Source organism: Nocardia sp. NPDC058633 (assembly GCF_042717045.1).
Lineage (GTDB): Bacteria > Actinomycetota > Actinomycetes > Mycobacteriales > Mycobacteriaceae > Nocardia.
This window is the reverse complement of sequence record NZ_JBHXRA010000027.1, coordinates 1-22,319: the sequence shown is the minus strand read 5'-3', so window position 1 is coordinate 22,319 and position 22,319 is coordinate 1. Positions and strand designations below refer to the sequence as shown.

Here is a 22,319-nt window from a genome sequence, read left to right as displayed (position 1 = left end):
AATATGACAGCATACTGTCATGCCGAAGAAAACAGTTCACGTAGCCGTCTACGACACCCTCGCCGACTGGGAAGTGGGGGCCGCGACGGCGCACATCGCCAACGGCAACTGGCACCGGGAGCCCGGAACGTTCGAGGTCGCGACGGTAGGCCTCACCACCGAACCGATCACCACCATGGGGCGCCTGCGAGTGACCCCCGACCTCGCTGTCGCCGATCTGGACCCCACCGACAGCGCGATGCTGATCCTGCCCGGCGCGGACCTGTGGATGGGCCAGGACCTGACCGCGTTCGCGCAGAAGGCCACAGCGTTCGTCGACGCCGGGGTGCCGGTGGCCGCGATCTGCGGCGCCACCTTCGGGCTGGCCAAGGAGGGCTTGCTCGACGACCGCGCGCACACCAGCAACGCGGCGGAATTCCTCGTCTACAGCGGATACGCGGGCGCCGAGCGGTACGCCGAGGTCCCGGCGATCACCGACCGTGACGTGATCACCGCCGACGGCATGTCACCGTTCGAGTTCGCCAGGGAGATCTTCGCGCGTCTCGATCTGTACGAACCGCACGTACTCGAGGCCTGGTACAAGCTGTACGCACAGAAGGACCCGGCCGGGTACGCCGTGCTCGCCGAACACGAAGGGAGCCACGCGGTGTGAACGAGGAACAGGACTTGCTCGACGGCGCCGCCCTCACCGTCTTCCGGCTCAACGGCCAATTCCTCACCATCGGTGACGGATTGTCCGCACCGGCCGGAATCTCGGTGGCCTGGTGGCAGGTGATGGCCGCCGTGCAGGACCAACCACAGCCGGTGGCCGGTATCGCCCGCGCGATGGGCGTCACGCGCCAGAGCGTGCAGCGGATCGCGGACCTGCTGGTCGGCAAGGGTATGTGCGAGTACCGGCCCAACCCCGCGCACAAGCGGGCCAAGCTGGTCGCGATCACCGAAGAAGGCGAGGCCGCCATTCGTCGGATAAATCCGCAGCACGCGGCCATGGCGCACCGGCTGGCGCGGGCACTGGGTCCCACCGAGTTCGCCGCGACGGTCGCGACCCTCACTCGCCTCGCGGCGACCCTCGACACGATCATCGCCGACGAGGATCGGCCCCGAACGTAAAGCGATGCGCGACGGTCGACGCCCCCACCACCGGACGAGGTGGTGAGGGCGTCGATTCGGCGAGGGGCTCAGCTCTGGAGCACGGCCTCGATCTCGAGGGTGAGGGTGATCTTGTCGCCGATCACGGCGCCGCCGTCGGGCAGCGGCATGTCGATGTCGAGGCCGAAGTCGCGGCGCGAGACCACGGTCTTGGCTTCGAAGCCGGCGACAGGGCCGTTGCCCATGCCCGGGCTCACGCCGAGGAACTCGACCTCGAGGCTCACCGGCTTGGTGTTGCCGCGCACGGTGAACTCGCCGTCGACGACGAAATCACTGCCCTCGCCGCGGAATGCGGTGGACTTGAAGGTCATCAGCGGAAACTGCTCGGCATGGAAGAAGTCGGCGGTGCGCAGGTGTCCGTCACGCTGGGCGTTGTCGGTGGTGAGGGAGTCGACGCGGATCTCGGCGTGCGCGGTGGCGGTGCCGTCCTCGGCGATCACGAGGGCGCCGTCGAAGTCGGTGAAGCGGCCGCGGACCTTGCTCACCATCAGGTGACGTACGGCGAAGCCGACGGTGGAGTGGGTGGGGTCGATGGCCCAGGTGCCTGCGGTGAGTCCCTTGGCGATGGCGGTGGTCATGAGTGTTCTCCTTGTGGGTAGGTGTGGATCAGCGATTTGCTGCGAGCAGGTCTTCGAACGGGGTGGTATCGGTAAAGGGGTCGGTGGGCCGGGTAGCGGTCCTGCCGAGGAGCAGCGCGCTGAATTCGGCTGCGGCGCGGTCTATTCGGTTGTTCAGCGCATGATCTGCGCCGTTCGCGCCCCAATCGGTCGACGCCGCGTAGACCGCGGTGGGGACGACGATCGAGCGCAGGTAGGCGAACAGCGGACGAACCGCGTGTTCGAGAGCCAGGGAATGACGTTCGGTACCACCGGTCGCCCCGGCGAGCACCGGCATCGCGGCCAGCGAATCCGGCTCCAGCACATCGAAGAACGTCTTGAACAAACCGCTGTAGGAGGCGCTGAAGATCGGGGTGACGGCGATCAGGCCGTCGGCGGTGACGACCTTCTCGATCGCCGCCCGCAGGGGCGGGGCGGGGAACCCGGTGAGCAGGTTGTCGGCGAGATCGCGGGCGTGATCGCGCAGGTCGACGAAGTCCACCTCGACCTGCCCGCCCAGCTCTCGCGCCGTCGCGGCGGCCAGCCGGTCGGCCAGCAATCGCGTGGACGAAGGCTGCGACAGCCCGGCCGACACCACGGCGATGCGGGTCATGCCGTCACCTCCATCGTTTCCTTCGCGGCCAGCAGCGAGGCGTGGGTCGGCGCGTCCGGCACATGCGCGGGGCGTCGGGCCGCGAATTCCTTGCGCAACACCGGAATCACTTCCTCGCCGAGCAGGTCGAGTTGCTCGAGCACCGTCTTCAACGGCAATCCGGCATGGTCGATCAGGAACAGCTGGCGCTGGTAGTCGCCGAAGTTCTCACGGAAGGTGAGCGTCTTCTCGATCACCTGCTCCGGGCTGCCCACGGTGAGCGGAGTCTGCTCGGTGAACTCCTCGAGCGACGGTCCGTGACCGTAGACGGGCGCGTTGTCGAAATAGGGACGGAATTCGCGCACCGCGTCCTGAGAGTTCTTGCGCAGGAACACTTGCCCGCCGAGTCCCACAATGGCCTGGTCGGCACTGCCGTGGCCGTAGTGCTCATAGCGACGGCGGTACAGGTCGATCAGCCGCTTGAAATGGTCGGTGGGCCAGAAGATGTGGTTGGCGAAGAAGCCGTCACCGTAGTACGCGGCCTGCTCGGCGATCTCCGGGCTACGGATCGAGCCGTGCCAGACGAACGGCGGCACGTCGTCGAGCGGTCGCGGTGTCGAGGTGAACGACTGCAGCGGCGTACGGAACTTGCCTTCCCAGTTCACAACGTCTTCACGCCACAGCCGGTGCAACAGAGCGTAGTTCTCGATGGCAAGGGGGATGCCGTCGCGGATGTCCTTACCGAACCAGGGATAGACCGGGCCGGTGTTGCCGCGGCCGAGCATCAGGTCGACCCGGCCGTCGGCCAGGTGCTGCAGCATCGCGAAGTCCTCGGCGATCTTGACCGGGTCGTTCGTGGTGATCAGCGTGGTGGAAGTGGACAGCGTGATCTTGTCGGTGCGGCCCGCGACATAGCCGAGCATCGTGGTCGGCGAGGACGGCACGAAAGGTCGATTGTGGTGCTCGCCCATCGCGAACACGTCGAGTCCCACCTCCTCGGCCTTCTGCGCGATCGCGACCATCGCCTTGATCCGCTCGGCCTCGGTGGGGGTGCGGCCGGTGGTGGGATCGGTGGTCACATCGCCGACGCTGAAGATTCCGAACTGCACGGGCCCTCCTTTGGTTGCCATGGCAACTATAACCCAGGGGGGCGGCGAACTATTCCGATGCCTACTTGGACATTCGATCACCAGGCCATCAGGGCGGCATCGCCCGAGAGAGAAAATCCCTCATGGCCTGGTGATCAACCGACCATTCGCTCAGTCCGCGAAAGGGTGGCGGGTGCGGCCGACGAGGTCGGCGACCGAGCCGACCACCGCGGTCGGGCGGAAGGGGTAGGCCTCCACCGAGGCCTTCGACGAAATGCCCGAGGTCACCAGCACTGTTCGCAAGCCTGCCTCCAGGCCGGCGATGACGTCGGTATCCATTCGGTCGCCGATCATCACCGTCGACTGGGAATGCGCGCCTATCTGGCGCAGTGCCGAGCGCATCATGAGCGGATTCGGCTTGCCGACGTAGTACGGCTCCTTGCCGGTGGCGCGCGTGATCAGGGCGGCGACCGAACCGGTGGCGGGCAAGACCCCGTCACGCGAGGGGCCGGTGGCGTCGGGGTTGGTGGCGATGAACTTCGCGCCCTTGTCCACCAGCCGGATCGCGGTGGTGATCGCTTCGAAGGAATACGTGCGGGTCTCGCCGAGCACCACGTAGTCGGGATCGCTGTCGGTGAGCACGTAGCCGATCTCGTGCAGCGCGGTGGTGAGGCCGGATTCGCCGACCACATACGCGGTGCCGTTGGGCCGCTGGTCGGCGAGGAAGGTCGCCGTGGCCAGCGCCGAGGTCCAGATCGACTCCTCGGGGATGTCGAGGCCGGTGTGGCGAAGGCGCGCCTGCAGATCGCGCGGGGTGCGGATCGAGTTGTTGGTGAGCACGAGGAACGGGATCTCGTTGGCGCGCAGTTCGGCGAGGAACTCGTCGGCGCCGGGGATCAGTTGATCCTCGTGCACCAACACGCCGTCCATGTCGGTGAGATACGACAAGATCTGCTCATCCTTGGTAGCCACCAGTTAATTGTCCGCTATATCGCGCCGCGATGGGTGACGAAACGGCACGGCACGGATCACGCGGGTGCGCGCTAGTGTCGTGAGGCAGGGGTCCACGGACGACAGGAGTGGCTGGAATGGTTGAGCTCAAGCTCGGGTACAAGGCATCGGCAGAGCAGTTCGGGCCGCGAGAGCTGGTCGAACTCGGCGTCGCCGCCGAGCAGCACGGTCTCGACAGCGCGACCGTGAGCGACCACTTCCAGCCGTGGCGCCACGACGGCGGCCACGCCCCGTTCTCGCTGGCCTGGCTGGCCGCCGTCGGCGAGCGCACCGAGCGCATCCAGCTCGGCACCTCCGTGCTCACCCCCACCTTCCGCTACAACCCGGCCGTGATCGCGCAAGCCTTCGCCACCATGGGCTGCCTGTACCCGGGCCGGGTGATGCTCGGGGTCGGCACCGGCGAAGCGCTCAACGAGATCGCCACCGGATATAAGGGCGAATGGCCCGATTTCAAGGAGCGTTTCGCCCGCCTGCGCGAAGCGGTGAAGATGATGCGCGAACTGTGGACCGGCGACCGCGTCGATTTCGACGGCGAGTACTTCCACACCGTCGGCGCCTCCATCTACGACGTTCCCAAGGGCGGCATCCCCGTCTACATCGCCGCGGGCGGCCCCGTGGTCGCCCGGTACGCGGGCCGAGCGGGCGACGGGTTCATCTGCACCTCCGGCAAGGGCATGGACCTCTACACCGAGAAGCTGCTGCCCGCCGTCGCCGAAGGCGCCGCCAAGGTCGAGCGCGACGTCGCCGAGATCGACAAGATGATCGAGATCAAGATCTCCTACGACACCGATCCCGAACTGGCACTCCAGAACACCCGCTTCTGGGCCCCGCTCTCGCTGACCCCCGAACAGAAGCACGACATCACCGACCCGATCGAAATGGAGAAGGCCGCCGACGCCCTCCCGATCGAACAGGTCGCCAAGCGCTGGATCGTCGCCAGCGACCCCGACGAGGCCGTCGCCAAGATCAAGCCATACCTCGACGCAGGGCTCAACCACCTGGTCTTCCACGCCCCCGGCCAGGACCAGCTCCGCTTCCTCGATCTGTTCAAGCGAGACCTCGCCCCCCGCCTGCGCGCACTGGGCTGAGACCGGTCGGCTCAAACCTCTGACCGGGCGCGATTAACGGCGCCCGGCCAGAGATCGATCCACGGTGACGAACACCGGAACGACACAAGGACACGAACCATGGGATTGTGGATCGGTAGCCCCGCGCTGAACGCCACCGAGAACGTCGTCTGGCAGAAACTCGCCAATCGAACACAAGGCAGCAGAGCCGTCGGCGGACGCCTCCACCTGACCGAAACCCGACTGCTCTTCGTACCCAATCACCTCGACGCGATCACCGGCGGCAAACGCTGGGAAGCGCCCCTGACCCAACTGCGCGCCATCGGGCAGCAAAGCCCGGATGGCGGCCTGTTCAGCGGCGGCCTCCGCACACGTCTGCGTATCGACACCGACACCGGAACCGAACTTTTCGTCATCGATCCGATCGACGAGGCCATCGCGATTCTGGACGCCGCCAGGCAGTGAATCCAGCCGATACCTGGCCCCGCCTGCGCGCGCTCGGCTGAGAGCACCGCACCGAGGAAGGGCGACAAGGGTTTTCGCAGCAGGGTCGCACGCGAGCGTCCGCGTTCGGCCCTGTGCCCGTCATCGATCTGGTGTGGTGCTGGTTACGGGAGGATGCGCAAGGTCGGTCGGTAGTGACACATCGCGGTCAGTACCTGTTCGGCGGACGCGCCCAGCATGGATTCCGGCAGGTTCACTGTGCCGTAGCCGAGCTTCTGATTGAGCTTGGCCAGCAAGCGAATCCGGCGCGTACTTCGCGCGAAGTACGCCTCCGGGTCGTGCAGACCGAGTTGGACGTAACGCATTGTGGAAAATGCCGAGGTGCGCTGGACGAATATTCGCGCGTGCGACACCTCGTCCCACGCGAAGCGACCGGACTGGCGATGGTCGAGTCCATCCTCGGTCAAGACCAATTCCGGCCTGCGCCGGACCAGTCGGCCGACGAAGAAGAGTCCGGCGCCGAGTCCGAGCGGGATGCACAGCACACCCGAGATCAGCGCCAACAGCGGCGCGTCATCGGAGAACACGATCCAGACGCCCAGCGCGACGAACACCGCCGACAGCGCGATCATCGACACCGAGCGCAGGAGCGTCGGATAGTAGGACGTCGCAGGTTGTGCGACTCCCCCAGAAGTCATGGTCGCAGTGTAAATCGTTGGAAGCGAACAGCTTTGGTCATCGCGCGGATATTCGAGACTAGCTGAGGGCGTGGTCGAGATCCCCGAGGAGATCTTCGAGGTCTTCCAGGCCCACCGAGATGCGAACGACCCCGTCGGACAAGCCGATCGACGCGCGCCCTTCCGGGCCCATGGCTCGGTGGGTGGTGGTGGCAGGGTGGGTGATCATGGTTTTGGCGTCGCCGAGGTTGTTGGAGATGTCGATGATGCGCAGGCGGTTGAGGACCTCGAAGGCTCGCTTCTTGCCGTCGTCGCCGGCGAGAGCGAAAGTGACGACGGTGCCGCCGCCGGTCATCTGCTCCTTGGCGAGCGCGTGTTGTGGATGTGATTGCAGGAAGGGGTATTTCACCCAGTCGACCGAGGTGTTGGTCTCCAGGAACTCGGCCACCCGCAGGGCCGATTCGGTGGAGTGGCGCACGCGCAGCGGCATGGTTTCCAGGCCCTTGAGCAAGGTCCATGCGTTGAAGGGGCTCAGCGCGGGGCCGGTGTGGCGCATCAGCGTTTTGACGGGGCCATCGATGTAGTCCTTGGCGCCGAGGATGGCGCCGCCGAGGACGCGGCCCTGGCCGTCGATGTGCTTGGTGCCGGAGTAGACGACCACGTCGGCGCCGAGTTCGAAGCCGCGCTGGAGCAGGGGGGTGGCGAAGACGTTGTCCAGCACCACCTTCGCGCCCGCGGCGTGGGCGAGTTCGGTGACCTTGCGGACATCGACGAGGGTCTGCATCGGGTTGGCAGGGGTCTCGAAGAAGACCGCCTGGGTGGGGACCGAGAGGGCCTGCTCCCACTGTTCGAGGTCGTCACCGTCGACGAAGACGGTTTCGATGCCCCAGCGCGGGAGGATCTCGTTGCAGACCACGAAACAGGAGCCGAACAGGCTGCGGGCGGCCACGAGCCGGTCGCCCGCCTTCAGCAGCGCGCCGAGCGCGGTGAACACCGCCGACATGCCGGACGCGGTCGCGAAGGCCGCTTCGGCACCGTCGAGCACGCGGATGCGCTCCTCGAACATCGCCACAGTCGGGTTGCCGAAGCGCGAGTAGACGTAGTGCTCGACGTCGCCGGTGAACGCGGCCTCGGCGGCTTCGGCGCTCTCGTAGACGAAACCCGAGGTCAGGTACAGCGCCTCGGACGTCTCGTCGAAGCCGGAACGGCGCAGGCCGCCACGCACACCGAGCGTGCCCGGGCCCACGCCTTCGGGCAGTGGCTTGTCGAACGAACCACCGGTGATCATGCTCTTCTCCTTATGCCTGACGCCACGGAAGGCCGACCGCGCGCCAACCGGTGCTGCCACGCTGACCGAACGCGTCGGGTCCGCCTTCGAAACCGTCGAGCACGTTGTAGGACGGTGCCACGCCCGCCGCCGTCGCCAGGTTCGCCGCGTGCGCGGAGCGCTGACCCGAGCGACACAGGAACACCACCGGCGCGTCGTCGGGGCGGTCGGCGAGGGCCTGCTCGAGCTGCGCGCCGAACTCCGGGTTGCGCGTGCCGGTGCCGTCGACCCATTCGATGAAGTGGGCCGGGCGTTCGATGGAGCTGGTGTCGGGGATGCCGATGTGTGCCCACTCGCCTTCGGTGCGCACGTCGACCAGTACCGCACCGGGATGCTCGGTGAGCAGCTCCCACGCCTTCTCAGGGGTGATGTCGCCGGCGTAAGTCATGTCGATCCTCCTGCGTGAATCCGCTCTTGCCGTGCCGGAACTCCGGAACACACGGCCAGGTCGTCACCCGGAGCACCCCGCCGCGGAGGAGGGTTGCCGACCAGCGAGCCGGGGCTTGACGCTGGCACTCATGACCTTGCGATCTGAGATTGCCTCGGCACCGGTCATCGTGTCAAACGATTCAGAAGGTGCACACCAGCCACGCGCTGTCGACGCGGGTCAGTTTCCAGTTGAACGTCGAGCGGTTGCCGTCGACCACCACGGTCGCGTCGATTTTGGCGCGATCGCCGTTGACGGTCGCGTTCTCGAAACCCTTGCCGTCGATCGTGACAGTGGATTTCGGGCCACCGAGCTGTTCGCCGAGGCCGGAGGTCTCCTCGTCGAAGCCGGGGCAGGCCACCCCGGTCGGCGGACGCAGGTCGCTGCGCGAGCGGGCGTCGATATAGTTGGTGACGGCGGCCGCTAGCCGGTCGGCCTCTGTGACATTTTTCTCAGCGGGTGAGAGCAGTCCGCCCAGCACGATGCCGATGAGCACGATGATCGCCACCACCGCTGCCGCGACGAACGGGACGATGGAACGCTTGTCGGTCTGATCCACCACGACGGGCTGGTCATCCGAGCCTGTTTGCTCCTCGTTCATGCTGTAATCCTGACAGACCCGCGCGGGCAGCTACACCGCGCGCCGGGTGGCCGCGATGCCGCAGCTAGAATCGCGTTGATTGCGGCTGCTGCCGACGTCGATGGCAGCTGCCAGTAAGTCGGATAATCGACTTAGCCTAAGCTAAGTCGACGCCGTCAAATCAGTTCTCGACCAAAGGGTGCGCGTAGACATGACCGAACAGAGTGCAGCTACTCGCCCGCTTCGCATTGCGATCGTGGGCGCGGGACCGGCCGGTATCTACGCCGCCGACGCCCTGATGAAGTCCGATGCCGACGTGAGCATCGACCTCTACGAGCGCATGCCGGCACCCTTCGGCCTGATCCGCTACGGCGTCGCCCCCGACCATCCGCGCATCAAGGGCATCATCACCGCCCTGCACAAGGTCCTCGACAAGGACCAGGTGCGCCTGCTCGGCAACATCGACTACGGCACCGACATCACCCTCGACGACCTGCGCCAGTTCTACGACGCGGTCATCTTCTCCACCGGCGCCAACGCCGACCGCGCGCTGGCCATCCCCGGCATCGACCTCGACGGCTCCTACGGTGCCGCCGACTTCGTGTCCTGGTACGACGGCCACCCCGACGTGCCGCGCTCCTGGCCGCTCGAGGCCGAGAAGGTCGCGGTCCTTGGTGTCGGCAACGTCGCCCTCGACGTCGCGCGCGTGCTGGCCAAGACCGGTGACGAGCTGCTGGCGACCGAGATCCCGCCGAACGTCTACGAAGGACTCAAGGGCAACAAGGCCCTCGAGGTTCACGTCTTCGGTCGTCGCGGACCCGCGCAGGCCAAGTTCACGCCCCTCGAGCTGCGCGAACTGGATCACTCGCCGACGATCGAGGTCATCGTCAATCCCGAGGACATCGACTACGACGAGGGCTCCGAAGCCGCGCGCCGCAACTCCAAGCAGGTCGACATGGTCGCCAACACCTTGGAGCAGTGGGCCATCCGCGATCACGGCGACCGCCCGCACAAGCTGTTCCTGCACTTCTTCGAGTCCCCCTCGGAAATCCTCGGCGAAGACGGCAAGGTCGTCGGCCTGAAGACCGAGCGCACCCAGCTCGACGGCACCGGCAACGTCAAGGGCACCGGCAACTTCACCGACTGGGACATCCAGGCCGTGTACCGCGCCGTGGGCTACCTGTCGCAGAACGTGACCCAGCTGCCGTTCGACGATCAGGCGGGCACGGTGCCCAACGAGGCCGGTCGCGTGATCTCCGACGACACCGCCGAGGGCAACGCCCGGTTCATGCCCGCCACCTACGTGACCGGCTGGATCAAGCGCGGCCCGGTCGGCCTCATCGGCCACACCAAGGGCGACGCCAACGAGACCATCGCCTGCCTGCTCGACGACGCCAAGTCCTTCGCACCGGCCCCCAAGCCCGAGCTCGACGCCGTCACCGAATTCCTCGAGGGCAAGGGCATCCCGTTCACGACCTGGGCCGGCTGGTACCGCCTCGACGCCCACGAGCGCGCACTCGGCGAGCCCGAAGGCCGTGAGCGCGTGAAGGTCGTCGAGCGCGAGGACATGCTGCGCGCGTCCGAACCGAACAAGGCCTGAGCTGCCGCCGACCACACCATAGGTCCGCCATGACCGCACTCCCAGCCCCGCACGACCCGACCTCGAGGAGGGTCCGCCGCGAAGCGGCGGACCGCGGCCGTCCCGGTGGGGCCGCGAACGCGAGCGCGCCAGCGCGCCGAAGATAGGGCATTCTGTACAAGTGTTCGATGCCCACGTCCACATCATCGATCCGCGGTTCCCGCTGATCGAGAACGAAGGATATCTCCCCGAGCCCTACGTGATCGATGACTATCGAAAGCGCATGGGGCACTTCGACGTTCGCGGCGGTGCTGTCGTCAGCGCGTCTTTCCAAGGCGTGGATCAGACATATCTGAAGGCAGCACTGTCCGCACTCGGTCCCGACTGGGTCGGTGTGACCCGACTCGATCTCGACGCCACCGACGACGAGATCCTCGAGCTGGACAAGGCAGGCGTGCGAGCCCTGCGGTTCAACCTCAAGCGTGCCGCCGCCGACATCACCGAGATGACGTTGCAGGCACTACGCGCGCACGAACTGGCGGGCTGGCACGTCGAGCTCTACATCGACGGTCAGATGCTGGCCTCGCTGCAACCGGTGATCTCGAAGCTGCCCGCGCTCTCCATCGACCATCTCGGCATGTCCGAGGAGGGTCTGCCCTATCTGCTCGATCTCGTGGACCGCGGCGCGCGGGTGAAGGCGACCGGGTTCGGCCGGGTCGAGATGGACGTGGCCGAAACGCTGCGGCGCATCCACACGGTCAACCCGGGTGCGCTGATGTTCGGCAGCGATCTACCCGGCACGCGCGCCGGTAGACCGTTCGAGGACCACGATGTGGACCTGATCTCCCAGGTGGTCGGGGCGGACGTGCACGCGGTGCTCGAGGACAACGCCCGCGAGTTCTACCGGCTGCCCGCGGTGCGCCGCACGGAACCGGTGCCGCCCCGCGCGGAGAATCCGACCATCCCGATCCCGCGCAACCAACTGCCCGGCGCGGGCGAGCACACCCGCCCGTTGCCGGTCGTCGAGTAGTCGGTTCCCAGCTGGCTCGACCCGGCGTGTCCGCCTGCGCCTCTACTCAGCTCAAAATCGCGCCGGTGAACCACACTCCGGCGGCGATCAGCGCGCCGAACAGCTCGACCAGCATCGACAAGCCGACGCCCTTGAGCGCGTGCAGCGTCGCGGGCCAGGCCAGGTCGTTGGTCTTCAGGCGGTACAGCTCGGCCAGGTACACGCCGATGACGAAGCCGATGAACAGGCCGACGATCGGGATCACGAAGAAGCCGATGATGCCGAGCACCGCACCGGCCAGCAGGGCACGGTTGGACACCCCGGCTTCGCGCATCCGCCTGCCCGGCCAGGTGTACTTCACGACGCCGGACAGCACCAGTGCGACGGTCGCGATGGCCAGCACTGTCCAGGCCGTCGTGCCGCCGGTCATGAACGCCCACACCGCGATCGCCGCGAAGATGAGGATCACCCCCGGCAGAATCGGAACGATCACGCCGACGATGCCGACCAGAACGACGAGGCCGACAACGACCTCACCCCACACGCTCACTACCGGTCCTCCCGTTGCCGCGCCGAGTCGCGCTCGTGCGAATTCTCGCCCATGCTCTACCCGAGCCGCCACCCCAGCGCTATTGTCAGAGTGTCAATACCGTACCGATTCTTTGATACGAACTGAGGTCCGCCGCGTGAGCACGGAGTCCACCGCCAAGCAGGGGCCCCTCGCGGGCATCAAGGTCATCGAGTTGGCCGGCATCGGGCCGGGCCCGCACGCCGCGCTACTACTGGCCGACCTCGGTGCCGACGTGGTGCGCGTGCAGCGCCCGAACCAGCTGCCCGGCTTCATGGAACGCCCGCAGTGGCGTGGGCGAACGATCGTCGAGGCGAATCTGAAGGACCCCGCCGATGTCGCCGCAATCCTCGACCTGGTCGAGAAGGCCGACGTGCTGCTCGAGGGCTTCCGTCCCGGCGTCACCGAACGCATGGGCCTCGGGCCGGACGATGTGCTGGCCCGCAACCCGCGCCTGGTGTACGGCCGGATGACCGGCTGGGGCCAGCACGGCCCGCTCGCCGATCGCGCGGGACACGACATCAACTACATCTCGCTCACCGGTGTGCTCAATGCCATCGGGCGCAAAGGCGAGCGGCCGGTACCGCCGCTGAACATGGTCGGCGACTTCGGCGGTGGCTCGATGTTCCTGGTGTTCGGCGTACTCGCCGCGCTGGTGGAGCGGCAGAGTTCCGGCAAGGGCCAGGTGATCGACGCCGCGATGATCGACGGGGCGCTTTCCCTGTCGCACATGATCTGGGGCATGCGCGGGGTCGGCCTGTGGTCCGACGAGCGCGGCACCAACCTGCTCGACACCGGCATGGCGTTCTACGACACCTACGAGACCTCCGACGGCAAGTACATGGCCGTCGGCGCGATCGAGCCGCAGTTCTACGCCGAACTGCTGGCCGGGTTGGAGATCGATCCGGAAGGTCTGCCGATGCAGATCGACCCGAACGGTCAGGAACAGTTGCGCAAGCTGTTCACCGACAAGTTCCTGACCAAGACCCGCGACGAGTGGGCCGCGATCTTCGACGGCACCGACGCCTGCACCACGCCGGTGCTGACCTTCACCGAGGCCACCGAGAACCCGCACATCGTGGCCCGTACCGGCCTGATCGAGATCGACGGGGTGGTCCAGCACGCGCCCGCGCCGCGCTTCTCGCGCACGCCCGGCGGCACGCCCACTCCCCCGCCGACCATCGCGACACCGATCGAAACGGTCTGGGCTGACTGATTTACCGGGTGGTCGTCGGTAAAGTTCTCCCCTATCGACGGCCACCCGAGGATCCGAACCGCTCGAACGCCACCGAAGGTGCTCGCCGCCCTCATCGCGGTCACCACCTTCGGAGCCGCAGTGCTGTGCTTCCTCCTGGCTGAAGGACTCTTCGACGGCCGAAACGCCGAGACCGCCGAAAACCGTTGCCACAGTGAGGCGCCGGTGCCGGTGATGGTGAGTGTGCTGAACGGACTCGCGACCGGGTTGCTCCTTGCCGCCGCGATCTCGCTGCTGTGTTTGCTGGTGCTGCTGTTTCGCTATCCGTCCGAACGCGCCGGGGTCGCGGTGCCGCTGACCGCGGTGGGGTTGGTGGCATCGGTGCTGTTCATGTTCGGGGCGGGGTACGAAACCGTCCGCCCCGAGCAAGCAACCACGGGCCACAACCCGTGCGCGTTCAGTAGCAGGTGAGCGGCTGGAGTGGGTCGGCGGCGCGAGGGGTGAGGGCGTCGTAGGCGGCGGCGATGGATTTGACGGCGATGCGCAGGTCGGCCTCGGGGTGGGTGTAGGGCAGTCGAACGAAACGCTCGAAGGCGCCCTGGACGCCGAAACGGGGTCCGGCGGCGAGCAACACCCCGTGGTTGGGGGCGGTGGCGGCCAGCGCGGTGGAGACCGGGCTCGGGAGCTGAGCCCACACCGACATGCCCCCGGCACCAACCGCGATGTGCCAGCCGGGCAGGTCCTCGGCGACGGCGTCGAGCAGGGCGGTGCGCTGGGTGCGCAGCTGTTGGCGGCGCCGTTCGAGGATGGGTTCGGCGTTCTCTAGCAGGTGAACGGTGGCGAGCTGATCCATCACCGGGGTGCCGAGGTCGACGGTGGAGCGGATGCCGAGCAGCCTGGCGATCAGGGGCTGATTGGTCCGGATCCAGCCGACGCGCAGGCCACCCCAGAACGACTTCGACGCCGAACCGATCGAGATGATCTCGGAGCCCTTGGCGAACGCGGCGACCGGTGGCGGCATCGTCGTGTCCGACAGGTTGAGTTCGCCCATCGACTCGTCGACGACGACGGTCATCCGGGTGTCGCGGGCGATAGCGGCCAGCTCGGCGCGGCCTTCGGCGCCCAGCAGCAGGCCGGTGGGGTTGTTGAAGTCTGGAACCAGGTAGGCCAGGGTGGCCGCGGTTTGCCGCGCAGTACTGCGCAGGCCCTTGAGATCCCAACCCGCGTCGGGGAATTCGGGTCGCAACGGAATCGGGATGGGGCGGGCGCCGACATCGCGGATGGCCTCGATGGCGTTGGGATAGGACGGGTGCTCGATGAGGACTCGCGCACCGGGAGAGGCGAGCACGTTGAGCAGTAGCCGAAGTCCGTGCTGCGCACCGAGAGTTACCAGGATCTGTTCCGGTTCCGTCGGCAGGCCACGGGCGGTGTAGCGGCGGGCCAACGCTTCGCGGAGCGCGAGAATGCCGACCGGGTCCATGCCGTGGGTTCCGAGGTAGGACGGAATACCTTGCAGTGCAGTGGAATAAGCGTCGTGCAGCTCGGGCGAAGCCGGCATCGCCGCGTAGGTCATGTCGATGGTCGGCAGCTCCGGCTGCGCCATCAGTGCCATGATGCCGCGGCTGGGCTTGGCGCCGTCGTGCTGGATCGAGGGCGGCAACGCGACGGTGCTGCGCGAGCCCTGGCGACTGATCACGTAGCCGTGTTCGCGCAACAGCGAATACGTGGAGGTGATGGTGGTACGGCTGACGCCGAGGGTGCCCGCCAGATCGCGCTCACTGGGCAGCGCGACGCCGAGCGGAGCGCGACCGTCGTGGATCAGCAGGCGGATGGCCTCGGCCAGGGCCAGATAGGCGGGCCGGTGCGGGCGGCGTTCGGATTCGCCGTCGGTGTCGGGATCTCGCCACCGGCCGAGGTCTCTGGCCAGGCCCGCCGCGCCGATCACTCTTGTCGCCATAAAGACCAGTATTGCCCAGGTGGATATTTCTAAGCAAGGCCAGTGCGAGGATTCTTATTGGCATGACCAGTCTTCTTGCCATCGCCGTTGCCGTTGCCTTCGGGGTGGCGGTCTACCACTTCTCGCCCAAGAAGGGTGAGCTACCGTTCTGGCCTTTCCAATATCTGCCGCATGACCGGGCTTTCAACACTTACGACGAGCAGCGACTCTTCCGGGACCTGGATGCGATGCGGGTGCACGAGGCCGAGGACGATGCGGTCCAGTTGTCCGCAACTGGCCTTGACGATTCGCCGACTGACACGCAGCGGGGGCCGATCGCCGCGTGAGCGTGTCTTTGTCGGTGGGTCGGCGCACACTGTTGCCATGAGTGACTCGACGCAGACCGGGACGGTGGTCTCGGCACTGTTCGACACCGCTATCGGGCTGTGCGCGATCGCCTGGCACGGTGACGCCGTGGTCCGATTCCAGCTACCGGAGGCGAGCGAGGAGGAGACCCTCGCCCGGATCACCCGGCCGTTCGATGGCGCTCCCGTACCGGAGAGTGCGCCGGGGCCGGTGATCGTCGAGGCGATCGCCGGCATCCGCGCTCACCTCGACGGGGCGCTCGACTCACTGCGCTGGATCGAGGTGGATCTGCGTGGTGTGCCGGAATTCCATCGGGCGGTGTACGCGGTGACGCGCGAGATCGACCCGGGCCACACGCTCAGCTACGGCGAGATCGCGGCCCGCGTCGGCGCTCCCGGCTCCGCGCAAGCCGTCGGACAAGCGTTGGGACGCAACCCTGTTCCGCTCATCATCCCGTGCCACCGGGTGCTCGCGGCCGATCACGCGTTGCACGGTTTCTCGGCGCCGGGCGGGATCGGCACCAAAGCGCGACTGTTGGAGATCGAACGGACACCGGGGTTCGGCGAACCGATGCTGTTCTGATCAGCATCTCGGTCCAGCGCCGGGCACGTGTGTGGCCTGCCGAATCCGGTGCCACCGATGAATTCTCGCGACGGCCCCCGTCTATACCGACAAGATCGAACTCGTCCGGCTCCGGCCAACCGTCGAGTCCGCGAAACCCGTGCGGACCTGCGGTCGAGGTGATCGCGTACCGTCGAGTCCGGCGGCCCGTTATCGAGAGGAATTCCCCATGCAGACTGTGACGTCGGCCGACGGCACCACGATTGCCTACGACCGGGTCGGCGAAGGGACCGCCGGGACCGTCATCCTGATCGGTGGCGCGTTCAGCTACCGCGGGTTCCCCACGATGGTCGAACTCGCGCAAACACTGGCCGACGACTACGGGCTGACGGTGCTGAACTACGACCGGCGCGGACGCGGCGACAGCACCGACTCCCCCGGCGTGTACAACGTGGCCAACGAGATCGCCGACATCGCGGCGCTGGTCGAGGTCGCGGGCGGCAAGGCGGCGCTGTTCGGGTGGTCTTCCGGCGCCGTGCTCGCGCTGCTGGCCGCGCAGTCCGTGCCCGGCGTCACCGAGGTGGTGGCCTTCGAGCCGCCCTTCGTGGTCGACACGAAAGGCCATGTGCCGCCGAAGGATCTGGAAACCGAGCTGCATCCGATGATCGCCGCGGGCAAGCGCGGGAAAACCGTGCGGTACTACATGACCAAGGCGATGGGGATGCCGTTGCTCATGGTGGCGGCGATGCGGATGACGCCGTTCTGGAAAACGCTTGCGGCGACGTCGAATTCGACGGCTCACGACTGGGCCGTGATGAAGCCGTACATGACCGGGAAAAGGCTCGTCCCCGCCGACTGGCAAGAGGTCGGGGTCCCGGTACTCGTGCTCGCGGGCGACCGGACCGCGCCGCTGCTCATCAAGGGCTCCAAGGCCGCGGCCGAAGTGCTGCCGAACGCGGAGTTCGCCGAACTCGCCGGGGTGAGCCACAACCCGAAGATCTCGATCCTCGCACCGGCCGCGGGCAAATTCCTCACCCGCACAAGGTGATCAGGGTGGCGGTGGGTGATCGCGGAAGAACTGGCACGGCTCACCGGTGAGATAGCCGTCCAGGCAGGCGAAGTAGGCCTGCACGCAGCTGTTACTGCTGCACCCGACGGTATAGAGCATCCCGCGAATGCGCTCGTTGCGCTGCTGCGCGGGGACGAGGGTTTGCGCCGGCGGCAACACCGAAGTCGCCGGGGCGGCGCTCGGCGACGGAGCCGGGGCATCCGGCGCAGCGCACCCGGGCAGAACCGCCAGCGCGAGCAACGCCGCCGCCGCGAACCCACCACGTACCGCCATCATCGACCTCCATCCGACCAGCTTCGACGCTACCCCGGCCTCGCGATCGACGCCCCGCTGACCGCGCTCGCCTGGTGATCGGGCCGGAGGGCATTTTCGCTCGGGCCCGGTCAGAGGGTGGCGCCGTACCCGCTGCCGAGCACGCCACCCACGACAGCCCCGCCGACCGCGGCCGGGATACCGAGCGCGGCGGCACCGGCGGCCGCACCGACCCCGGCCCCGATCGCAGCACCGGCACCCGTGGCTCCCGCGGTGGCCGCGGCGGCGGCACCGAGCGCGACGACCGCGCCAACGCCACCCGTCGGAACGGCGGACGCGGCCGCGATGATCGCGCCCGCGGTGCCGGTCGTCACCGCGCCGACCACGAACCCGGCACCCGCGCCGACCGCCGCACCGGCGAGTCCGCCACCCACCGCGCCGACCGCGGCAGCGGGAACACCGGCGATCGCGGCACCGGCCAGCGCACCGCCGACGGTCGCCGCGGCGATCTTGTCCGAGCGACTCGGGTCGATGCCGACCGAGCGGCCCTGGGTGGCGATCGCGGCTTCGACCTCGGCGGCGGCACCGTTGACGCCGCCGAGGATGTCATCGGGGACCTCGTCCGGGACCGGGGTGGTGAAGTCGCCGACACGCAACGTGCGCTCGGGCGGGGCGATCGGGGCCACAGGCTCGACCGGCTCGGGAAGATGCAGTTCCTCGATCACGATCGGCGGGGCCGGGGCGGTGTATTCCGGCACCGGGCGCGACTCCGGACGCGGAGGCGTCAGGTGGCCGAGCGAGTCCGGCCCATCGAACTTCGCCAGATCGGAGCGACCACCATCATCGACAGGCGCCTCGGTGGTGACACCCGGCTGCACCGGAGCCACATTCACACCCGGCTGCGGCACCGCGACAGCCACACCGGCACAGGCGACCGCCAACGCCATCGGCAGAACCCCGACAATCGGGCGAGCGATCCGCCGCACCGTCGAAGAATGCTCATTTCCAGACCGACGGATCACGCCGAACACCCACTAACCAGTTCAAGGGAAACGACGCGTCCCCGCGCGCCGCCCGCGAACGATAACGTTTGCCAGCCGTATGCCACAAATCGATAGCGACAAGACATCACCACCCGAACACCGCCTCGACCAGCACCGAATCCGTCATGACCAAACCCCCAGCGACGCACCCGCAACCCACACCCCCACCACACACCCCCAACCCACACCCCCTCTACACACCCGCAAACCACACCCCCAACCACGCACCCTCAACCACGCATCCCCAACCACGCACCCGCGACCCATAGGTGTGTTGACCTGTGAGGTTGGGAACGCGGCTGGCTGGTGGGTGTCCACCGAGTGCGGTGTGGGCTCGGTGGTGATTGTAGGTATGCAGCCACTCGGTGAACGCGGTTCGGCGTTCGGTCTCTGACCGGTAAGCGCGGGCATAAGCCCATTCATCGACAAGGGTCCGGTTGAACCGTTCGACCTTGCCGTTGGTTTGTGGCCGGTAAGGGCGGGTCCGTTTGTGAGTGATCCCGGCCGTGGTCATCGCCTCGGCCCAGGCCCTGGATCGGTAGCAAGGACCGTTGTCGGTCAGGACCCGCCGGACCGTTATTCCGTTGGTGGAGAAGAACTTCTGCGCCCGTCGCCAGAACCCGGCAGCGGTTTCCTTTCGTTCGTCAGCCAGGATCTCGGTGTAGGCCAAGCGGGAATAGTCATCGATGGCGTTGTGGAGGTAGCTGTAACCCACGTGGCTGTGGCCACGGCTGTCGAGGGTCTTGTCCGCCGATCGGGTGCGGTTGGTGCGTCCGAGTTTCTGCCCGAGAGCCCACGCGCCACCGCCGTCGGGGATATTGCCCAGCTTTTTGATGTCGACGTGGATCAGGTCGCCGGGGTTGTCGTGTTCGTAGCGGCGGATCGGGGTGCCGGTTGTGCGGTCGAGCCAGCGCAGACGGGCCAGTTTGTAGCGGGTCAATACTCGGTGGACGGTCGAGGGATGCAGGCCCAGCAGGTAAGCGATCCGTGCCGGTCCCCACCGGCGCAGGACACGGATTTTGATGATGCGGCGTTCGGTGTGGGTCGGGGTGCGAGTCGGGCTGTGGTGAGGACGCGAGGACCGGTCGGCCATGCCATCAACACCGTGATGGCGGTAGCGGGCGGCCCAGCGGGCGGCGGTGGTGGGTGAGACCTGGAATCGTTCGGCTGCTCGGCGCAGTGGCCAGCCGTCGTCGATGACACAGCGGGCGAGTCGTAGACGTCCGAGTTCGGTCAGGGGTGCATTACGGTGTGTCACTGAAGACCTCCGTTGAGAGACGCGTTCCTTAGACAGCTCGCATCTCACTCGGAGGTCTTCGCCCTGTCAGCTCGCCACGCCGTCACCAACCTCTGTGGTCAACACACCTAAGGGTCGGGAGTGCGGGGGGGTGCGGGGGCGGGGGAGAGAGACGGGGACAGGCTTGGGGTGGGAGGTGTGGCTTCTTGTAGTGGGGTGGTGGCTGGTCAGCGTGGGTTGAACGCGCCTTCCAATGCCGTGATGAAGAACGGGAATTGGGCGGCGAAGCGGTGGAGGTTGGGGTCTCGGTCGTAGCCGGCGAACCAGTAGAGGCCCGGTTGTGAGTCCGCGGCGGGGTTCATGTCGCGGAAGGTGCGGATCCAGTTGTCGGCTCGGCCGCTGATCACCGTGTAGGGGAGGGCGCGGGAGAAGATCGTTTCCTGGTCGATGGGGGGGATGCGGTCGCGGGTGACGGTGTCGAGGCCGCGGTGCATGGCGCGGACTCGGCCCGCGACGGTGTCGCCGAGGGGCGTTCGGGTGGGGAGGTAGTTCGGCAGCAGGATCGCGGCTCCGCCCGCGAGGGCAACGGCTACACCTACCAGGGCGTGGCCCGCGGTCAGGGCCAGGGCGACCGTGATGATCAGGCCGAGGACGACCAGGGCGGCGCCGATCCAGCGGGGGAGGGCGCGCTGTTTCGGGTCGGCGAAGGCGCCGGTGGCGACGGCGTCGTTGCGCATGGCGGCGCGGATCGGGTCGAGGTGCAGGCGGCCGGGTGCGCGCAGTTCACGGACGGCGACGGCGTCGGTGCCCTCGGGGAGCAGCATGTCGTAGACGGTGCGCTCGTACTCGCGCAGCTGGTCGTCGGGGGCGTTGACGCGGCTGATGCGCCAATCGTCTTCGCCGCGCGCGTTCACCGGGGTGATCCACAGGTAGCGCCGGACGGCGAGATCGACGACGGTGGCGGCGATGTCGACGGGGTCGGCGTGCTCGTCGATGATCAGGCCCGCCTCGCCGGGCAGCACACCATCGGGGGAGGTGAACTCGACACGGCCACCCTGCTCGATCAGCGGATCGAAGGCATCGCTGCCCGCGAGCGCGGCGGCGGCCCGCTTCCGCGCCAACAGCACATAGGCGACCATGCCCGCCAACGCCAGCAGGAGGGCGCCGAAGGCGGCGAACACGGGCGCGGTGAACGCGAAGGCTCCTGTACCTCCGCCACGCACATCGGCGTTGGCGGGCACGGTGCCGGGAGGCATCTGCAGGGTGAGGTCGATGGCATCGCCCTTGCGCAGGTCGGTCTGGTGCAGGTAGAGCACGCCGTCGGGTTCGACGTGGACGTCGGCGCACGGCCTGGCATTGCCGGCGGAACCGAGTTTGCAGTCCACGATGCCCATCTGGAAGCTCGGGCTGATCACCGAGACATCGAGCAGGGCGATATCGGCATTGAGCACGCCCAGCCAGTGGAACACCTGCGTGCCGGGCATGTCGGAGACGGTGTTGTGCACCGTATACGTGAACTTCGATTCGCCCGGCTTCGCCTCGACGACGAACTGGTCGTTCACGGTGGTCGCGGTGCCGGAGCCGCTCTGGGTCACATCGGTGACCTTGAAGACCCGCTCGACATCGTCACCGACCTTGAGGCGCAACGGCAGCGACATCGTGAAATTCCCGTCGGCGGGCACCACGACAGTTTCGATGACCTCGAGCACACCGGTTTCGGTCAGCGTGAGATCGGCGGTGATCGAAACACCGGTGGTCGAGGGCTCCGTGTGGGCTACCGGCGCGGCTACGAACAACCCCGCCGCAGCGAGCAGCAGCGCGCCCGCGGCGCCCCCCCGAAAAGTCAGCATGGGTGCCTACTCTAGACAGCTTGCTATTCTGCGTCAGCGGCTGTCGACGACTCATGAGACGAGGGGGGTACGGGGGAGTGACTCAACCACCGTACGGTTATGGGCCGAATGGTCCAGGTGGACGACCGGTTCCACCACCCCCTGGCTATGGTCCGCCCCCGGGATACCGGCCACAACCGGGATATAGGCAGCCAGGTCATCCGCAGCCGCAGGCCCATCCTGGATACGCACAGCCGCAGGGGTACGGCCAGCGTCCGGCGTACGGTCCGCCGCCGGGATACCGGCCGCCGCCGATGCCTTACGGTCCGCCGGGCAGGCCGCCTCCGCCACCACGGAAACGCGGTGGCGGGTTCACAACGTTGCTGCTGGTTGTCATCTTCCTGGTAGTCGGCGGCCTGGGCTGGAACGCCGTCAGGACCGGCGTCGACCTCGGCATCGGTGCGATCGGCCCCGAGCCCACCACCACCTACACCCCGCAACCCGGCACCGCGCCCGCCGCGACCGGCGACAACCCGCTGCTCACCGACTCCGACGGCACCCTGGTTCCGGCATCGTGCGACTACGCGCCGTGGGGCACCCAGGTCGCCACGGCACGCGCCTTCTTCGAATCGGCCGCGACGTGCCTGGAAGCGGCGTGGAAACCGCTGCTGGCGGAGAACAACCTGCCCTTCGAGGCGCCGACGCTCAGCATCACGG

Annotated in this window: 24 protein-coding genes, 2 pseudogenes and 1 riboswitch; of the genes and pseudogenes, 12 read left to right on the top strand and 14 right to left on the bottom strand. The window is 67.4% G+C overall.

Going from position 1 to position 22,319, the window contains the following annotated elements:
* Positions 1–19 precede the first annotated feature (19 nt).
* Both ACFWUR_RS27715 and ACFWUR_RS27710 read left to right on the top strand, forming a co-directional pair.
* Positions 20–652, top strand: coding sequence for a DJ-1/PfpI family protein (locus ACFWUR_RS27715; protein ID WP_378910719.1), 633 nt, complete (start codon positions 20–22; stop codon positions 650–652).
* Positions 649–1,110 carry a MarR family winged helix-turn-helix transcriptional regulator gene (locus ACFWUR_RS27710; protein WP_378910717.1) on the top strand — a complete coding sequence of 154 codons (462 nt, stop codon included), beginning with the start codon at positions 649–651 and terminating at the stop codon, positions 1,108–1,110. The genes ACFWUR_RS27715 and ACFWUR_RS27710 overlap by 4 nt, the downstream gene beginning before the upstream one ends.
* Positions 1,111–1,178: 68 nt before the next feature.
* Here ACFWUR_RS27710 and ACFWUR_RS27705 read toward each other — a convergent pair whose 3' ends face one another.
* The 4 genes from ACFWUR_RS27705 to ACFWUR_RS27690 form a co-directional block, all read right to left on the bottom strand.
* Positions 1,179–1,727, bottom strand: coding sequence for a YceI family protein (locus ACFWUR_RS27705; RefSeq protein WP_378910716.1), 549 nt, complete (start codon positions 1,725–1,727; stop codon positions 1,179–1,181).
* 28 nt (positions 1,728–1,755) lie between these two features.
* Complete coding sequence (locus ACFWUR_RS27700) at positions 1,756–2,358, bottom strand: FMN reductase (protein WP_378910714.1); 603 nt, start codon at positions 2,356–2,358, stop codon at positions 1,756–1,758.
* Positions 2,355–3,446 (bottom strand): LLM class flavin-dependent oxidoreductase, encoded by a 1,092-nt coding sequence (locus tag ACFWUR_RS27695; protein ID WP_378910713.1) that lies wholly within the window; start codon positions 3,444–3,446, stop codon positions 2,355–2,357. The genes ACFWUR_RS27700 and ACFWUR_RS27695 overlap by 4 nt, the downstream gene beginning before the upstream one ends.
* Before the next feature lie 150 nt (positions 3,447–3,596).
* The gene (locus ACFWUR_RS27690; RefSeq protein ID WP_378910747.1) at positions 3,597–4,355 is read right to left on the bottom strand and encodes an HAD-IIA family hydrolase; all 759 of its coding nucleotides are present in this window, start codon (positions 4,353–4,355) and stop codon (positions 3,597–3,599) included.
* A 158-nt stretch (positions 4,356–4,513) separates the two neighbouring features.
* Here ACFWUR_RS27690 and fgd point away from each other — a divergent pair, with 158 nt between their 5' ends.
* On the top strand, positions 4,514–5,524 hold the full coding sequence (gene fgd / locus ACFWUR_RS27685) for a glucose-6-phosphate dehydrogenase (coenzyme-F420) (RefSeq protein WP_378910711.1): 1,011 nt from the start codon (positions 4,514–4,516) through the stop codon (positions 5,522–5,524).
* 99 nt (positions 5,525–5,623) lie between these two features.
* A complete protein-coding gene (locus ACFWUR_RS27680) occupies positions 5,624–5,968 on the top strand; it encodes a hypothetical protein (protein ID WP_378910710.1) in 345 nt (114 codons plus the stop codon).
* Positions 5,969–6,111: 143 nt separating this feature from the next.
* Here ACFWUR_RS27680 and ACFWUR_RS27675 read toward each other — a convergent pair whose 3' ends face one another.
* The 4 genes from ACFWUR_RS27675 to ACFWUR_RS27660 all read right to left on the bottom strand — a co-directional run bounded on the left by ACFWUR_RS27675 (position 6,112) and on the right by ACFWUR_RS27660 (position 8,979).
* Positions 6,112–6,645 (bottom strand): STM3941 family protein, encoded by a 534-nt coding sequence (locus tag ACFWUR_RS27675; RefSeq protein ID WP_378910709.1) that lies wholly within the window; start codon positions 6,643–6,645, stop codon positions 6,112–6,114.
* Between the two features lie 58 nt (positions 6,646–6,703).
* Positions 6,704–7,912 carry an O-succinylhomoserine sulfhydrylase gene (locus ACFWUR_RS27670; RefSeq protein WP_378910707.1) on the bottom strand — a complete coding sequence of 403 codons (1,209 nt, stop codon included), beginning with the start codon at positions 7,910–7,912 and terminating at the stop codon, positions 6,704–6,706.
* Positions 7,913–7,922: 10 nt separating this feature from the next.
* Entirely contained in the window at positions 7,923–8,339 is a 417-nt protein-coding gene (locus tag ACFWUR_RS27665) for a rhodanese-like domain-containing protein (RefSeq protein WP_378910705.1), read from the bottom strand.
* A gap of 17 nt (positions 8,340–8,356) precedes the next feature.
* Positions 8,357–8,475, bottom strand: a riboswitch (SAM riboswitch).
* 45 nt (positions 8,476–8,520) lie between these two features.
* The gene (locus ACFWUR_RS27660) at positions 8,521–8,979 is read right to left on the bottom strand and encodes a hypothetical protein (protein WP_378910704.1); all 459 of its coding nucleotides are present in this window, start codon (positions 8,977–8,979) and stop codon (positions 8,521–8,523) included.
* A 190-nt stretch (positions 8,980–9,169) separates the two neighbouring features.
* On the opposite strand from ACFWUR_RS27660, the gene ACFWUR_RS27655 reads away from it, so the two are divergent.
* Together ACFWUR_RS27655 and ACFWUR_RS27650 are read left to right on the top strand one after the other, a co-directional pair.
* A complete protein-coding gene (locus ACFWUR_RS27655; RefSeq protein ID WP_378910703.1) occupies positions 9,170–10,558 on the top strand; it encodes an FAD-dependent oxidoreductase in 1,389 nt (462 codons plus the stop codon).
* Between the two features lie 160 nt (positions 10,559–10,718).
* A complete protein-coding gene (locus tag ACFWUR_RS27650) occupies positions 10,719–11,567 on the top strand; it encodes an amidohydrolase family protein (protein WP_378910702.1) in 849 nt (282 codons plus the stop codon).
* A gap of 46 nt (positions 11,568–11,613) precedes the next feature.
* Here ACFWUR_RS27650 and ACFWUR_RS27645 read toward each other — a convergent pair whose 3' ends face one another.
* Positions 11,614–12,096 (bottom strand): DUF456 domain-containing protein, encoded by a 483-nt coding sequence (locus ACFWUR_RS27645; protein WP_378910700.1) that lies wholly within the window; start codon positions 12,094–12,096, stop codon positions 11,614–11,616.
* A gap of 136 nt (positions 12,097–12,232) precedes the next feature.
* Here ACFWUR_RS27645 and ACFWUR_RS27640 point away from each other — a divergent pair, with 136 nt between their 5' ends.
* Together ACFWUR_RS27640 and ACFWUR_RS27635 are read left to right on the top strand one after the other, a co-directional pair.
* Complete coding sequence (locus ACFWUR_RS27640; protein ID WP_378910699.1) at positions 12,233–13,330, top strand: CaiB/BaiF CoA transferase family protein; 1,098 nt, start codon at positions 12,233–12,235, stop codon at positions 13,328–13,330.
* 78 nt (positions 13,331–13,408) lie between these two features.
* The gene (locus ACFWUR_RS27635; protein ID WP_378910698.1) at positions 13,409–13,780 is read left to right on the top strand and encodes a hypothetical protein; all 372 of its coding nucleotides are present in this window, start codon (positions 13,409–13,411) and stop codon (positions 13,778–13,780) included.
* Here ACFWUR_RS27635 and ACFWUR_RS27630 read toward each other — a convergent pair.
* Positions 13,767–15,266 carry a PLP-dependent aminotransferase family protein gene (locus ACFWUR_RS27630; protein WP_378910697.1) on the bottom strand — a complete coding sequence of 500 codons (1,500 nt, stop codon included), beginning with the start codon at positions 15,264–15,266 and terminating at the stop codon, positions 13,767–13,769. The genes ACFWUR_RS27635 and ACFWUR_RS27630 overlap by 14 nt on opposite strands.
* 62 nt (positions 15,267–15,328) lie before the next feature.
* Between ACFWUR_RS27630 and ACFWUR_RS27625 the strand changes: the two genes are divergently transcribed.
* The 3 genes from ACFWUR_RS27625 (at position 15,329) to ACFWUR_RS27615 (ending at position 17,220) form a co-directional block, all read left to right on the top strand.
* Positions 15,329–15,592, top strand: a complete 264-nt coding sequence (locus tag ACFWUR_RS27625; protein ID WP_378910696.1) for a hypothetical protein — start codon at positions 15,329–15,331, stop codon at positions 15,590–15,592.
* A 37-nt stretch (positions 15,593–15,629) separates the two neighbouring features.
* Entirely contained in the window at positions 15,630–16,193 is a 564-nt protein-coding gene (locus tag ACFWUR_RS27620; protein WP_378910695.1) for a methylated-DNA--[protein]-cysteine S-methyltransferase, read from the top strand.
* A 208-nt stretch (positions 16,194–16,401) separates the two neighbouring features.
* Entirely contained in the window at positions 16,402–17,220 is an 819-nt protein-coding gene (locus ACFWUR_RS27615) for an alpha/beta fold hydrolase (RefSeq protein ID WP_378910693.1), read from the top strand.
* On the opposite strand, the gene ACFWUR_RS27610 is transcribed toward ACFWUR_RS27615, so the two are convergent.
* The 4 genes and pseudogenes from ACFWUR_RS27610 to ACFWUR_RS27595 form a co-directional block, all read right to left on the bottom strand.
* Positions 17,221–17,514, bottom strand: a complete 294-nt coding sequence (locus ACFWUR_RS27610; RefSeq protein WP_378910692.1) for a hypothetical protein — start codon at positions 17,512–17,514, stop codon at positions 17,221–17,223.
* 110 nt (positions 17,515–17,624) lie between these two features.
* Positions 17,625–18,479, bottom strand: coding sequence for a hypothetical protein (locus ACFWUR_RS27605; protein WP_378910691.1), 855 nt, complete (start codon positions 18,477–18,479; stop codon positions 17,625–17,627).
* Positions 18,480–18,807: 328 nt separating this feature from the next.
* Positions 18,808–19,794 (bottom strand): annotated as a pseudogene (locus tag ACFWUR_RS27600) (IS481 family transposase); the annotation flags it as partial.
* Positions 19,795–20,000: 206 nt separating this feature from the next.
* Positions 20,001–21,623: a DUF2207 family protein gene (locus ACFWUR_RS27595; RefSeq protein ID WP_378910689.1), complete on the bottom strand. Its 1,623-nt coding sequence runs from the start codon at positions 21,621–21,623 to the stop codon at positions 20,001–20,003.
* A gap of 359 nt (positions 21,624–21,982) precedes the next feature.
* Here ACFWUR_RS27595 and ACFWUR_RS27590 point away from each other — a divergent pair.
* Positions 21,983–22,319, top strand: a pseudogene (locus ACFWUR_RS27590) (hypothetical protein); the annotation flags it as partial.

Bases quoted from the DNA above. Each gene is read 5' to 3' on its own strand.
- ACFWUR_RS27680 (WP_378910710.1), top strand. From the start codon at position 5,624: ATGGGATTGTGGATCGGTAGCCCCGCGCTGAACGCCACCGAGAACGTC.
- ACFWUR_RS27690 (WP_378910747.1), bottom strand. From the start codon at position 4,355: ATGGACGGCGTGTTGGTGCACGAGGATCAACTGATCCCCGGCGCCGAC.
- ACFWUR_RS27630 (WP_378910697.1), bottom strand. From the start codon at position 15,266: ATGGCGACAAGAGTGATCGGCGCGGCGGGCCTGGCCAGAGACCTCGGC.
- ACFWUR_RS27595 (WP_378910689.1), bottom strand. From the start codon at position 21,623: ATGCTGACTTTTCGGGGGGGCGCCGCGGGCGCGCTGCTGCTCGCTGCG.
- fgd (WP_378910711.1), top strand. From the start codon at position 4,514: ATGGTTGAGCTCAAGCTCGGGTACAAGGCATCGGCAGAGCAGTTCGGG.
- ACFWUR_RS27675 (WP_378910709.1), bottom strand. From the start codon at position 6,645: ATGACTTCTGGGGGAGTCGCACAACCTGCGACGTCCTACTATCCGACG.
- ACFWUR_RS27715 (WP_378910719.1), top strand. From the start codon at position 20: ATGCCGAAGAAAACAGTTCACGTAGCCGTCTACGACACCCTCGCCGAC.
- ACFWUR_RS27620 (WP_378910695.1), top strand. From the start codon at position 15,630: ATGAGTGACTCGACGCAGACCGGGACGGTGGTCTCGGCACTGTTCGAC.
- ACFWUR_RS27660 (WP_378910704.1), bottom strand. From the start codon at position 8,979: ATGAACGAGGAGCAAACAGGCTCGGATGACCAGCCCGTCGTGGTGGAT.
- ACFWUR_RS27615 (WP_378910693.1), top strand. From the start codon at position 16,402: ATGCAGACTGTGACGTCGGCCGACGGCACCACGATTGCCTACGACCGG.
- ACFWUR_RS27700 (WP_378910714.1), bottom strand. From the start codon at position 2,358: ATGACCCGCATCGCCGTGGTGTCGGCCGGGCTGTCGCAGCCTTCGTCC.
- ACFWUR_RS27670 (WP_378910707.1), bottom strand. From the start codon at position 7,912: ATGATCACCGGTGGTTCGTTCGACAAGCCACTGCCCGAAGGCGTGGGC.
- ACFWUR_RS27610 (WP_378910692.1), bottom strand. From the start codon at position 17,514: ATGGCGGTACGTGGTGGGTTCGCGGCGGCGGCGTTGCTCGCGCTGGCG.
- ACFWUR_RS27625 (WP_378910696.1), top strand. From the start codon at position 15,329: ATGACCAGTCTTCTTGCCATCGCCGTTGCCGTTGCCTTCGGGGTGGCG.
- ACFWUR_RS27705 (WP_378910716.1), bottom strand. From the start codon at position 1,727: ATGACCACCGCCATCGCCAAGGGACTCACCGCAGGCACCTGGGCCATC.
- ACFWUR_RS27665 (WP_378910705.1), bottom strand. From the start codon at position 8,339: ATGACTTACGCCGGCGACATCACCCCTGAGAAGGCGTGGGAGCTGCTC.
- ACFWUR_RS27655 (WP_378910703.1), top strand. From the start codon at position 9,170: ATGACCGAACAGAGTGCAGCTACTCGCCCGCTTCGCATTGCGATCGTG.